Origin of the sequence: Pseudoclavibacter sp. VKM Ac-2867 (assembly GCF_015351275.1) — a bacterium.
GTDB lineage: Bacteria > Actinomycetota > Actinomycetes > Actinomycetales > Microbacteriaceae > Pseudoclavibacter.
In genome coordinates this window covers 35,239-48,042 of sequence record NZ_JADKSL010000001.1, presented here as the reverse complement: position 1 = coordinate 48,042, position 12,804 = coordinate 35,239, and the positions used below count along the sequence as shown (strand labels likewise).

At 69.0% G+C, this 12,804-nt stretch carries 11 protein-coding genes; 3 read left to right on the top strand and 8 right to left on the bottom strand.

Annotated elements, in window-relative coordinates:
• The first annotated feature begins 88 nt into the window (after window positions 1–88).
• Window positions 89–661, top strand: a complete 573-nt coding sequence (locus tag ITJ67_RS00205) for a YdeI/OmpD-associated family protein (RefSeq protein WP_194676359.1) — start codon at window positions 89–91, stop codon at window positions 659–661.
• Window positions 662–856: 195 nt separating this feature from the next.
• On the opposite strand, the gene thrC is transcribed toward ITJ67_RS00205, so the two are convergent.
• Both thrC and ITJ67_RS00195 read right to left on the bottom strand, forming a co-directional pair.
• Entirely contained in the window at window positions 857–2,281 is a 1,425-nt protein-coding gene (gene thrC, locus ITJ67_RS00200; protein ID WP_194676358.1) for a threonine synthase, read from the bottom strand.
• A gap of 62 nt (window positions 2,282–2,343) precedes the next feature.
• Complete coding sequence (locus tag ITJ67_RS00195) at window positions 2,344–3,834, bottom strand: amino acid permease (protein ID WP_160074354.1); 1,491 nt, start codon at window positions 3,832–3,834, stop codon at window positions 2,344–2,346.
• Window positions 3,835–4,081: 247 nt separating this feature from the next.
• Between ITJ67_RS00195 and ITJ67_RS00190 the strand changes: the two genes are divergently transcribed.
• Window positions 4,082–4,597 (top strand): GyrI-like domain-containing protein, encoded by a 516-nt coding sequence (locus tag ITJ67_RS00190; protein ID WP_194676357.1) that lies wholly within the window; start codon window positions 4,082–4,084, stop codon window positions 4,595–4,597.
• A gap of 714 nt (window positions 4,598–5,311) precedes the next feature.
• On the opposite strand, the gene galK is transcribed toward ITJ67_RS00190, so the two are convergent.
• Window positions 5,312–6,475: a galactokinase gene (gene galK / locus ITJ67_RS00185; protein ID WP_194676356.1), complete on the bottom strand. Its 1,164-nt coding sequence runs from the start codon at window positions 6,473–6,475 to the stop codon at window positions 5,312–5,314.
• Complete coding sequence (gene galT, locus ITJ67_RS00180) at window positions 6,472–7,602, bottom strand: galactose-1-phosphate uridylyltransferase (RefSeq protein WP_323741336.1); 1,131 nt, start codon at window positions 7,600–7,602, stop codon at window positions 6,472–6,474. The genes galK and galT overlap by 4 nt, the downstream gene beginning before the upstream one ends.
• Before the next feature lie 70 nt (window positions 7,603–7,672).
• On the opposite strand from galT, the gene ITJ67_RS00175 reads away from it, so the two are divergent.
• The gene (locus tag ITJ67_RS00175; RefSeq protein WP_236558256.1) at window positions 7,673–8,476 is read left to right on the top strand and encodes a DeoR/GlpR family DNA-binding transcription regulator; all 804 of its coding nucleotides are present in this window, start codon (window positions 7,673–7,675) and stop codon (window positions 8,474–8,476) included.
• Window positions 8,477–8,604: 128 nt separating this feature from the next.
• Here ITJ67_RS00175 and ITJ67_RS00170 read toward each other — a convergent pair whose 3' ends face one another.
• From ITJ67_RS00170 to ITJ67_RS00155, 4 genes are read right to left on the bottom strand one after another with little or no spacing between them, the layout of a single operon-like run.
• Window positions 8,605–9,831 (bottom strand): ABC transporter ATP-binding protein, encoded by a 1,227-nt coding sequence (locus ITJ67_RS00170; RefSeq protein WP_194676354.1) that lies wholly within the window; start codon window positions 9,829–9,831, stop codon window positions 8,605–8,607.
• Window positions 9,828–10,700 (bottom strand): ABC transporter permease, encoded by an 873-nt coding sequence (locus ITJ67_RS00165; RefSeq protein WP_194676353.1) that lies wholly within the window; start codon window positions 10,698–10,700, stop codon window positions 9,828–9,830. The genes ITJ67_RS00170 and ITJ67_RS00165 overlap by 4 nt, the downstream gene beginning before the upstream one ends.
• Window positions 10,697–11,647, bottom strand: coding sequence for an ABC transporter permease (locus tag ITJ67_RS00160; protein ID WP_228502147.1), 951 nt, complete (start codon window positions 11,645–11,647; stop codon window positions 10,697–10,699). The genes ITJ67_RS00165 and ITJ67_RS00160 overlap by 4 nt, the downstream gene beginning before the upstream one ends.
• Window positions 11,647–12,774 carry an ABC transporter substrate-binding protein gene (locus tag ITJ67_RS00155; protein ID WP_160070771.1) on the bottom strand — a complete coding sequence of 376 codons (1,128 nt, stop codon included), beginning with the start codon at window positions 12,772–12,774 and terminating at the stop codon, window positions 11,647–11,649. The genes ITJ67_RS00160 and ITJ67_RS00155 overlap by 1 nt, the downstream gene beginning before the upstream one ends.
• Window positions 12,775–12,804: the final 30 nt, after the last annotated feature.

Genomic DNA, 12,804 nt, shown 5'->3' with positions numbered 1-12,804 from the left:
GCCCGGCGTCGTCCTGGGCGGGCAGGCGCATCCATCACGGAACTCGGACAGCGCCCGGGCGCCCCGGGCGCCCTCCTAGGATGACGGCATGGTGAGCTTCGCCGACAAACCCATCCACGAATTCACGATCGAGCAGTGGGAGGCGTTCCTCGCGTCCGGCCCCGACGACGGTGGCGTCCGGTTGAAGCTGCGCAAGAAGCTCTCGAAAGCGCCGGGCATCACCTGGCAGGAAGCCCTCGACGTGGCCCTCTGCCACGGGTGGATCGACGGTCAGTCGGCGCGATTCGACGACGACTACATGCTGCAGGCGTTCACGCCCCGGCGGAAGAACAGCCCGTGGTCGCAGATCAACGTCGGGCACGTGGCCCGCCTCATCCAAGAGGGGCGGATGCAGCCTGCCGGCCACGCGGAGATCGAGCGCGCGAAGGCCGACGGCCGCTGGGACGCCGCCTACCGGGTCAAGGACGCGGTTGTCCCCGCCGACCTGCAGGCGGCACTCGACGCGAACCCCGAGGCACTGGCCTTCTTCGAAGCGATGAAGAAGCAGGCCCGCTTCCAGGTGATCTTCCGGATCACGGGCATCAAGACACCCGCGATCCGCGCCGCCCGCATCCAGGATGTCGTCGAGAAGGCGGCGCGCGGCGAGCACCACTACAAGTAAGCGCCCCGCCCGCTCACGGCGAGCGAACGCTCGCGGGGCGAGCACGCGCGCTGGGCTCCCCACCAGAAGAGTCACCCCCATCAGAAGAGTCACCCAGATGCACCCTCGTTGGACAAGGAGGGTGCATCTGCCTCACTCTTCTCGGCACGCTCGACGACCCGAGCGCATCGCGGATGCGTTCCGGACGGCCAGCGGCTAGCGGAGCACGCGCTCCGAGATGAACGCGCGAAGCGCCTGCTCGTCGTCGTCGAGCTCGACGACCCGCTGCGGGGCGTCGAGGAGGGCCTGCGTCTCCGCATCCACGTCGACGGCCGAGCCGAGCGCCTCCGAGATGGTGTCGGCGAACTTCTGCGGCTTCGCGGTCTCGAGCACCAGCATGGGCACGCCGTCCTCGAGGTGCTCGCGCGCGACCTTCACGCCGTCTGCCGTGTGCGGGTCGATGGTGACACCGGATGCGTCGTGCACGCTGCGGATCGTCGCGAGACGGTCGGCGTGCGTGCTCGTTCCGCTGACGATGCCGAAGAGCGGCTCGAACGTGTGCTGCGCGATGGAGAGGTCGATTTCGCCGGTCTCGGCGAGCTCGCTCCACGCGGCAGCCGTGCGGCCGCCGTCGCGACCGAGCAGCTCGAACACGAACCGCTCGAGGTTCGACGCGCGCGACACATCCATCGACGGGCTCGACGTGGCAAGGGTGTTCTCGGCGTTGCGCGGGCGGTAGAAGCCCGTGCGGAAGAACTCGTCGAGCACGTTGTTCTCGTTGACGGCGAGCACGAGCTTGCGGACCGGCAGGCCCATGAGCTTCGCGTACAGACCCGAGAGGATGTTGCCGAAGTTGCCGGACGGCACCGCGAACGAGACCTCGAAGCCGTCGCGCTCATCCGCCGACAGCTCATCGGTCGCACGCAGCCATGCCCACACGTAGTAGGCGATCTGAGCGGAGATGCGGCCGAAGTTGATGGAGTTGACGGCGCCGATGTTGTTGCCGCGCTTGAAGTCGATGTCCTCGGCGAGGCGCTTCACGAGGTTCTGGCAGTCGTCGAAGACGCCCTTCACGGCGATGTTGTGCACGTTCTCGTCCTGCAGCGAGTACATCTGAGCGCGCTGGAACGCGCTCATGCGGCCCTGCGGCGAGAGCATGAAGACCGAGACGCGCTCGCGGCCGCGCAGAGCGTGCTCCGCGGCTGAACCGGTGTCGCCCGAGGTCGCGCCGAGCACGTTGAGCACCCGGTCGCGCTTGCCGAGCACGTAGTCGAGCGTCTGCCCGAGGTACTGCATGGCCATGTCCTTGAACGCGAGGGTCGGCCCCTCGGACAAGCCGACGAGCGTGAGCTGCGCATCCAGCTTCTGCAGCGGAACGACGTCCTCGGACGCGAAGCGGCCCTCCCCGTAGGCGTGCGCGGTGAGCTGCTCGAGGTCCTCGCGCGGGATGTCGGTCGCGAAGAGGCCGAGCACCGCCGTCGCGAGCCCGGCGTAGTCGAGCGAGCGCCAGCTCTCGAGGTCCTCGTTCGTGAAGTGAGGCAGCAGCTCCGGCACGGCGAGTCCGCCGTTCGGGGCGAGGCCCTCGAGAAGAACGTCGGAGTAGGAACCGAGCGTGCCGCCACGGGTAGAGATGTATTGCAAGTTCGCTCGCCTCAGTCGTCGTGTTTCACCGGGAATGTGCGCTCCCATCGTATCGGGGCGGCTCAGTCGCGGGAGGTGCCCTTGACTTCCGGCGTCTGCCGACCAGGCTGAACCTCGAGCGCCGTGGTCTCGTCGACCAGCTCAGCGCGGCGCTTGCCGGCGGAGCCGACCGCGAACCGGTACGCGAGCAGCAGCAGGGCCAGCCACACCGCGCCGACGATGAGCGCCACGCGGGTGCTCTCGAACCAGCCGAGCACGCCGAGCACGAACACGAGGAAGCCGAGGGTCGCCCAGGACGCGAACGGCCACAGCGGCACAGGGAACTCGGACGCGCTGCGCCCACCGCGCGCGATGTCGCGCTTCATGGCGATGTGCGAGCAGACGATCATGATCCACACCCACACCGTCGCGAAGGTCGCGATGGAGGCGATCACGAGGAAGACGTCCTCGGGGATGACGGCGTTCATCCACGCGCCGACCGCGAGCGCCGCGACCATGAGCGCGACCGTCGCCCACGGCACGCCGTTTCCGGAGACGCGGAGGAACACGCGCGGCGCCTGCCCCTGCTCGGCGAGACCGAAGATCATTCGGCCAGCCCCGAACACGTCCGAGTTGATGGCCGAGAGGGCTGCCGTGATGACGACGAAGTTCAGGATGTGCGGGGCCGCGGGGATCCCGAGGCCGTCGAAGATCGACACGAACGGACTCGCGTCACCCGTGATCGTGTTCCACGGCGCGAGCATCATGATGACGGCGAGCGCGCCCACGTAGAAGAGGAGGATGCGCAGCGGCACGCTGTTGATGGCCTTCGGGATGACGCGCTTCGGATCCTGCGCCTCGCCGGCCGTGATGCCGATGATCTCGATGCCGCCGAACGCGAAGACCACGATCGCGAACGACGCGATGACGCCCTCGATGCCCATGGGGAAGAAGCCGCCCGTCGCCGGATTGAAGAGCGCCCCGATGCCGGACGCATCCGGTGACTGGTTGCCGAAGCCGAAGATGATGATCGCGATGCCGCCGGCGATCATGGCGATGATGGCCGTGACCTTCACGAGCGCGAGCCAGAACTCGAGCTCACCGAACGCACGCACGCCGAGCAGGTTGATGGCGGCGATGAAGAGGATGACGGCGACGATCCACACCCAGCGGGCGACGTCCGGGTACCAGAAGCCCATGTACACGCCGAACGCGGTGACGTCGGCGATCGCGACGACGATCATCTCGAACGCGTACGTCCAGCCCGTGATGAACCCCCAGCGTGCGCCGAGGTAGCGGTTCGCGAACTGCCCGAACGAGCCCGTCACGGGGTGGCGCACCGTCATCTCGCCGAGCGCGCGCATCACCATGAAGACGGCGGCGCCCGCGATCATGTAGGCGAGCAGCACCGCTGGACCTGCCGCCTGGATCGCGGCGGAGGACCCGTAGAAGAGGCCGGTTCCGATGGCCGACCCGAGCGCCATGAAGCGGATGTGCCGTGCAGTAAGAGCCCGCGCGAGCGGCCGCTTCGGGGTCGCCCCGGTTTCGATGCCGTCGTTCTCGACCGTGTTCATGCGCAGCTCGTGTCTCTCGTCGCTCTGGTGGCGCATCCACCCGACCGTCTTCTGCGCCGGCGCGCCACCTGCGGAATCGTAGCCCCTTGGCGCGCCATCGTCGGCGCTGGACCCACGCTGGAGCGATGCCAGGAACCCGCCGAGAATCCGGGGAGGTCACCCGCGAATGACGTCCAGCGCACGGCCCGTTGCCCTAGGTTGGCGTCAAGCATCTGCCCCGCTCGAGTGGGGCGTCGAGGAGGACACCATGCCAGAGACACTTCCGCTGCCCGATTCGCCCCGCCAGGGCGTGGAGCGCTTCGAGCTGAGCGCCGTTCCACTTGCCGTCGCGCGTTACGACAACGTCAGCATGCGCGAGCTGCGGACGCTCTTCGACACGACCTTCCAGGCGATGGCTGCAGCGATCGGTGCGGACAAGGTGCATCCGGCCGGACCCGCCCTCGCGGTCTACCACGGCGACCCATCACAGACGTTCGACGTCGAGATCGGCTTCCCGGTCGTCGAGCCGATCCGCGAGAAGACGCTCGTCGGCGATGTGACGATCCAGAATTCCACCCTCCCGGCGGGAGCCGCGGCCGGTGCGTCGCACCTCGGATCGTTCGACGGCCTCGGCGAATCGTGGCGTCGACTCATCCAGGACCTCCGCGACTCGGGCGACGAGCCCGGCCCCATGGTGGAGATCTACGTCACCGAGCCGAGCCCCGACATGAACCCGGACGACCTGCGCACCGACCTCATCGTGGCGCTCGCCCCGCGCGGGTAGGCACGCGGCCGGTCCGCGCGCGCACAGACCTCACAGACCTGCGCCTCCCGCACCCACCCGACAGCAGCTAGATGCGCAAGCCCGACGTCTGCGCCAAGAAGGCAGAGCACACGCACAGACCTCACAGACCTGCGCCTCCCGCACCCACCCGACGGCAGCTAGATGCGCAACCCCAATGTCTGCGCCGACAAGGCAAAGCACCCGCACAGACCTCACAGACCTGCGCCCCCCGCACCCACCCCGCAGCAAGCAGATGCGCAACCCCAACGTCTGCGCCAAGAAGGCAAAGCACACGCACAGACCTCACAGACCTGCGCCTCCCGCATCCACCCGGCAGCAAGCAAATGCGCAACCCCCAAGTCTGCGCCGACAAGGCGAAGCACACGCACAGACCTCACAGACCTGCGCCTCCCGCATCCACCCCGCAGCAAGCAGATGCGCAACCCCAACGTCTGCGCCAACAAGGCAAAGCACACGCACAGACCTCACAGACCTGCGCCTCCCGCACCCACCAGACGGCAAGCGGATGCGCAAGCCCGACGTCTGCGCCAAGAAGACAGAGCACACGCACAGACCTGCGCCTCCCGCATCCACCCCGCGGCAAGCAGATGCGCAACCCCCAAGTCTGCGCCGACAATGCAAAGCACACGCACAGACCTGCGCCTCCCGCACCCACCAGACGGCAATCGGATGCGCAAGGCCGACGTCTGCGACTCAGACGCGGCCTGCGCCCTGCGACGGGAGCACCTCGAAGGTTGCGGGCTCCGCAAACCCGGCCGCGGCGAAGGCCTCGTGGATGCTGCGCGAGACCTCGGCGAGATCGCCGCGTTCCACAAGCGCGATCGCCGCTCCCCCGAAGCCGCCGCCCGTCATGCGCGAGCCGATGGCTCCCGCAGCGACGGCCGTCGATACAGCGAGGTCGAGCTCGGGCACGGAGATCTCAAAATCGTCGCGCATCGATGCGTGCGACTCGGCGAGCAGCGGGCCGATGCTGCGCGGGCCGCTGTCGCCGAGCGCAGCGACCACAGCGAGGACCCTCGCGTTCTCGGTCACGATGTGCCGCACCCGACGGAACGTCTCGTCGTCCAGCACCCGCTCGGCGCGCTCGAGGTCGCCGACCGTCACGTCGCGCAGCGAGGCGACACCGAGCCCCGCCGCTCCCTTCTCGCACGACGCGCGCCGCTCCGCGTAGCCGCCGCTCGCGTGGGAGTGCTCGACACGGGTGTCGATGACCAGCAGCGCGAGGCCCTGCGCCTCGAACGCCAGCGGCACGATCCTCGACTCGAGCGAACGGCAGTCGAGCAGCACGCCGGAGTCACGCTGACCGAGGAGCACCGCCGACTGGTCCATGATGCCCGTCGGCGCGCCGACGGCCTCGTTCTCCGCGAGGCGTCCGACTCGAGCGAGCGTCCGCCGGTCGAGCCCGAGGCCCCACAGCTCATCGATCGCGACCGCAACAGCCCCTTCGAGGGCGGCGGATGAGGACAGGCCGGCCCCGAGGGGCACATCCGACTCGATGTGCAGGTCGAGGCCGCGCACCTCGCTGAGGTCGGCACCCAGCTCGCCAGCCGCCCAGAGGACTCCGAGCGCGTACGCGGACCAGCCGCCGAGCGCATCCGGTGCAAGCGCATCGATCGCGATCTCCTCGACGCCCTCGCGGAGGCCGCTCGAGACGCGCACGAGTCGGTCGTCGCGGAGCCTCGCCGCGACCACCGTGTGCCGGTCGATCGCGAACGGGAAGACGAAGCCCTCGTTGTAGTCGGTGTGCTCCCCGACGAGGTTGACGCGGCCGGGCGACGACCAGAGGCCGTCGGGCGCCCCACCGTGGATGCGCGCAAACGCCTCGGCAGCCGTCGTCGCGAGCTCCGGCCGGGTCACGCTGCGTCCGCCTTCGCGAGCGCCGCGCGCAGGATGCCTGCCGTGGCTTCGGGTGGGACGTCGCCGATGAAGGCACCCATCGCCGACTCCGAGCCGGCGAGGAACTTGAGCTTGTCCTCCGCGCGCCGCGGCGAGGTGATCTGCAGCATGAGCCGGATGTCCTCTCGATGGGAGTTGACGGGCGCCTGATGCCAGGCGGCGATGTAGGGGGTCGGGGTGTCGTAGATCGCGTCGATGGCGCGGAGCACGCGGCGGTACTCGCGGGCGATCTCATCGCGCTCCTGGGCCGTCGTCTCGGCGAGGTCGGCGACGTGACGATGCGGAAGCATGTGCACTTCGAGCGGCCAGCGCGCCGCGAACGGCACGAAGAACGTGACGTGCTCGCCGCGCAGCAGGACCCGCTCGGAGGCCTGCTCGAAGTCCAGGATGTCCTGGAACAGCGTCGGCCCATACGTCTCGATCGAGCGGATGAGGGCGCTCGTGCGCGGAGTGATGTACGGGTAGGAGTAGATCTGGCCGTGTGGGTGGTGCAGCGTCACCCCGATGTCCTTGCCGCGGTTCTCGAAGGGGAACACCTGCTGCACGCCGGGCAGCTGCGAGAGCGCCGTCGTGCGGTCAGCCCAGGCCTCGACGACCGTCCGGGCACGCGAGAGGGAGAGCGATGCGAAGGATCCCTCTGACTCCGGGCTGAAGCAGACGACCTCGCAGCGGCCGATCGACGGCTTCGTGCGGCCGAGGCCCACGGATGCGAGCTCCTCGAGCTGCACCTCGACGTCGTCGTCGTCTCCGCCCAGCGTGGGGCCGAACGAGGGCGACTTGTTCTCGAACACGGCGACGTCGTAGTTGCTCGGCACCTCGGTGAGGTTGGCGGGCGTGGACGGCGCGAGGGGGTCGAGGTGCTTGGGGGGCAGCATGACGCGGTTCTGCCTGGCGGCGGCAATCGAGATCCACTCACCGGTGAGCGGGTCCTGACGCATCTCGGCGACCGGTGGGCGGTCGGCGGGCACCCGGCTGTCGAGGGCGCGCTCGGGGTCGAGCTTCGTGTCGGCGTCGTCGAAGTAGATGAGCTCGCGACCGTCGGAGAGCAGCGTCGGACGCTTGACGATGTTGTTGGTGAGGGAATGCACGCTCCGATTACGCCACTTTCGATTTCGAAAGTCAAGTGCCTTTCGCTTGCGAAGGCGTAAGCTGATTCCTGTGGTGAACATCGAGACGCCCCCAGAAGGCCCCGCGCACGCACGCAGAGCCGACCTCGTCGAACTCGTGAAGCGTACCGGCTTCGCGAGGGTCGCCGACCTGAGCCGAGAACTCGGCGTCTCCGAGGTGACCGTGCGCTCGGACCTCACCGCGCTCGAGCGCGACGGAATGCTGGGCCGCGTGCACGGAGGAGCGATCTACGGGCACGGGCCGACCGGCCTCGAGACCTCGTTCGAGACGGCGCAGCAGAGCGCCGCCGACGAGAAGCGCCGCATCGGCGTCGCCGCGGCCGCACTCGTGACCAGCGGCTCGAGTGTGCTCCTCGACGTCGGCACCACCACGACGGCCGTGGCGGAGGCGCTCCTCGCCCGGGAAGACCTCGACGACGTCGTCATCATCACGAACGGCCTCTCCATCGCGCTCGCCCTCGAGTCGGCCATCCCCCGCTTCACGGTCGTCGTGACCGGAGGCACCCTCCGCCCGCTGCAGCACTCGCTCGTCGCGCCGTACGCCTCCGCCATGCTGGAGCGCATCCACACCGACCTGGCGATCATCGGCTGCACTGGCGTGCAGGTCGCGGCTGGCGTCACCAACGTGAACCTGCCGGAGTCGGAGCTCAAACGGGCCATGCTCCACGCCGCGGACCGCTCGGTCGTCGTCGCCGACGCCAGCAAGCTCGGCCGCGCCCACGTCGGCGTCATCGGCGGGCTCGCCGAGTTCGCGAGCATCATCACCGGTACCGAAGCCGCAGCCGCCGAGGTCGCGGCGCTTCGAGCCGCCGGCAGTGACGTGCAGCAGGTCTAGCCGCGCTCAGCCGGCCGGGCGGGCGCCTCGGCACCTCCCCCGCGTGTCCAACATCAGTGCGATTTCGGCGTTGTCCGACGCTCAAACGCCAGAACGCAGCGAAATCGCACTCATATTGGTCAGCAGAGCTACTGCCCGGCGGGCACCGCGAGCGCGGGGGCCGGATGCACGTCGACGGCGACGACGCTGCCCGGCTCGAGCGCGCCCGTGTCCCGGCTCCGCATGTGCGCGCGCAGGAGCGTGCCGTCCGCGAGCCGAGCCTGGACGACGACGTGGGCCCCGAGGAATCCGGTCGAGACGACCCGCGCGAGCGCCTCACCGGCTGGCAGAGCTTCGTCGGCATCGACGCTCGTGGATGCGCTCGGACCGCTCGTGGATGCCTCGGCGGTCGCGGCACCCGAGACTCCCGACTCGTCTGCCGCGAGCCGGGCACCGGCCACCGCGAACGACACATGCTCCGGCCGGAGCAGCACGTCGACGGTGCCCTCGGCGCTGCCCGCGAGCAGCGGCACCCGCTGCCCGAGCACCGTCGCGACTCCGCCCTCCGCGCTGGCCCGCACGCGCGAGTGGTGGCCGATGAAGTCGGCGACGAACGCGTTCTCGGGCGTCGAGTAGATGGTCTCGGGCTCGCCGAGCTGCTCGATGATGCCGCCGCGCATGACGGCGACCCGGTCGGCGACGGCGAGCGCCTCCTCCTGGTCGTGCGTGACGAAGACGGTCGTGATGCCCACCTCGAGCTGGATGCGGCGGATCTCGTCGCGCAGCTGCACGCGCACCTTCGCATCCAGCGCGGAGAGGGGCTCGTCGAGGAGCAGCACCTTCGGCTGGACGGCGAGCGCGCGTGCGAGCGCGACTCGCTGCTGCTGGCCACCGGACAGCTCGTTGGGGTACCGCTCGCCGAAGCCGCCGAGCCCGACGAGCTCGAGGTACTCGGGCACACGCGTGCTGCGCTCCTTCGCCGAGATTCCGCGACGGAGGCTGAGGGGGAACGCGACGTTCTGCGCCACCGTCAGGTGCGGGAACAGCGAGTACGACTGGAACACCATGGCCATGTCGCGCTTCGAGGCCGGCACGTTCGCGACGTCGCGGCCGCCAACGAGGATCTCGCCCTCGTCGATGTCCTCGAGTCCCGCGAGCGCGCGCAGGGCGGTGGTCTTCCCGCATCCGCTCGGCCCGAGGAGGGCGACCATCTCGCCGGGCTTGATGCTCAGCTCGAGTCCGCGCAATGCCACGGTCTGGCCGAATCGTCGCGTGACGCCGCGCAGCTCGACGCCGACGGCCACCTGGGAGTGCGCGACGGAGGTGGATGCGTCGACGCCGCCAGGGGAGGTGACTTCAGGGAGGGTGCTGGTCATGAGCGTGCCTTTCGGGTCGTGCGCTTCCTGCGCCCCGCGAGCAGGTCGAGGGCGATGAGCAGGATCGTGGTGACGCCGAGCGCGAGGAGCGACATGACGGCGGCGATCTGCCCGTCGGAGAGGTTGATCTGGAAGAGGGCGGTCTGCAGGTTGTCGCGGGCGAGGAAGCGGGCGACGGTGAACTCGCCGAGCACGACCGCGATGGTGACGAAGCTCGCCGAGATGAGGGCGGTGCGGATGTTCGGCAGGATCACGCGCATGATGATGACCGGCCAGGATGCCCCGAAGGAACGGGCGGCCTCGGTGAGGGTCTTCAGGTCGATCGACCTGAGGCCCGCGTCGATCGAGCGGTAGGCGAACGGCAGCACGAGCACGACGTAGGCGAACGCGAGCCACACGGTGTTCGATCCGAGGGGCGTCGAGGCGAGGAAGCGGTAGATCGGTGCGAGCCCGACGACGAGCACGACGGCGGGGATGGTGAGCGGCAGCAGGCAGATGAACTCGACCGCCCGGTCCATGGCGGGCACCTTCAGCCGCACCCACACCATGGTGGGCACGAGCAGCACGAGCATGATGGCGACGGTGAGGACGCACATGATGAGCGAGTTCGTGAGCCCGGACCAGAGCACGTCGAGGGTCGAGTACTCGCCCGTTTTGCCCGCGAAGACGCGCTGCCAGGCGTCGAAGCTGACCTCCCCCGTGAGCGGGAAGCGGATGGAGAACTCGAAGAGGCTCACGAGCGGCACGAGCAGCGCGACGGTCGTGAGTGCGAGCACCGTGACGCGGAAGGCCTGCTGCCGGCGGCGGGCCCGCTCGACGAGGCCGCGGCGGCGCGGACGCGCACGATCGGATGGTGCGAGCTGCGTCATCGCGACAACCACCTTGCGCTGCGCTTCTGCAGGAGCGCGTAGAGCGACATGACGATGGCGACGACCACGATCATCCCGAGCGCGAGGGCCTGCGCGTAGGACTCGAGCCCCGCGGTGTTCTCGTTGCGCAGCGCCGCCTCGATCTCCATGGGCACGATGATCGTCTGCTGCGAGATGAGGGCGGCCGCCGTCGCGAAGGCGGAGAAGGAGTTCGCGAACAGCAGGAGCACGGAGCCGAGGAAGCTCGGCGCGAGCAGCGGGCCGGCGACACGGAACCAGTAGACGAGCGAGCTGCCGCCGAGCATGACGGTCGCGTCGCGCCATTCCCGGCGGATGCCGTCCACTGCCGGCAGGAACACGATGACCATGAGCGGCACCTGGAAGTAGAGGTAGACGGCGACGAGGCCGGGGACGCTCGACAGGAAGCCGGAGTCGACCTGGAAGCCGGCCGCTCCTTGCAGGAAGCGCGTGAGCATCCCGTTCGTGCCGATCGTCGCGACGAACGCGAACGCGAGCATGACGCCGCCGAACTGCGCGAGGACCGAGTTGAACGCCGTGAAGACGCGGCGACCGAGGCTGTTCGGCGGGCTCGTGGAGAGGGCGTACGCGACGACGGCGCCGATGACAGCGCCCAGCACGGCGGTGACGACCGACAGCCACGTCGATGTCCAGAAGATCGTGATGGAGGCGGGAGCGAGGAGCCGCTCGAATCCGCTCGTCGTGAAGACGCCCTGTCTGGTGAAGAACGCGCCGATGGCGACGAGCACGGTCGGCAGCAGCAGGAAGATGCCCGTGTAGAGGAGGAAGGGGGCGACACCGAAGAGCGACGTCCGCGACGCCGCCTTGGATGCGCCCGACGGGCGGCGCCCGAGCGCGTCAGGCATGGCTGCGAGTGCAGCTGCGCCTGACGGCTCGGTCGCCGCCGCGAGGGGTGCGGTTGCGGTCATCAGGAGATCGTCGAATCCCAGTTCTCGGCGAGGAACGCGTTCGCGGTCTCGGCCTCTTCCGAGGTGGGCGTCATGGGCGTGCCTTCGACCTCGGGGAGGCTCTCGAGCGCGGTCTGGTCGACCGTGCCCTCGGCTTCCATCCAGTCGAAGAGGACCGGCATGGCGCCGCCGGCGAGCCAGATGTTCTGCACCTCCGGCGAGTACAGGTACTCCATCCAGAGGCGAGCGGCGGCGGGGTTCGGGGCGTCGACGTTGATGGCCTGGTTGTAGTACGCGGCGATCTCGCCGCCCTTCGGCACGAAGGTCGCCCACTCGACACCCTTCGCCTCGAGACGCTCGACGGTCGAGAGCTGGTTGTAGCTCCAGTCGAAGACGACGCCGTGCTCGCCGGCGTCGACGGTGCCGGCCGTGACGTCCTTCAGATTCAGGGTGCCAGCCTCCTTGAGCTTCGCGAAGTAGTCGAGGCCGGGCTGCAGGTCGGCGAAGTCGCCGCCGACCGCGTTGTTCGCCGAGAGGAAGCCGTTGAACGCCGCGCCGGCCTCGGCGGGCTTGCCGTTGAGGGCGACGGAGTTCGCGAACTTCGCGTCGGTGAGCTGGTCGATCGAGGTGATCTCGCCGTACTTGGTGGCGTTGTAGCCGACCGACATGATGCCCGTGTAGTCGTTCACCCAGAGGCCAGTGGCCTCCTTGTTGGCGTCGGGGATGTGCTCCCAGTTCTCGACCTGGTACGGCGCGAAGTAGTCGGTGGATGCGAGGGCGACGTTCGCTCCGAGGTCGAAGACGTCCGGCGCCTGGTCGGTTCCCTTGTTGGCGTCGGCCGCCGCGATCTCCTCCTGCGAGGAGGCGTCGGGGAGGATCGAGTTGACGGTGATGCCGTACTTCTCGGTGAAGCCGGCCTTGATCTCGCCGTAGTTCGCCCAGTCGTCGGGCAGCGCGATGACGTTGATGGTGCCTTCGGCCTTCGCGGCTTCGACGAGCGCATCCATGCTGCCGAAGTCGTCGAGGCTCGTCGCGGTCGCCGCGGCCGCGGTGTCGCCGGTCTCACCCGTCGCGGGGCTCTGCGAGCACGCGGTCAGGGCAAGTCCCGCGAGGGCGAGGGTCGCCACAATTGAAAGTCGCTTGTTCATGCGAAGTCGATGTCCTTCTCGGAATCCTGG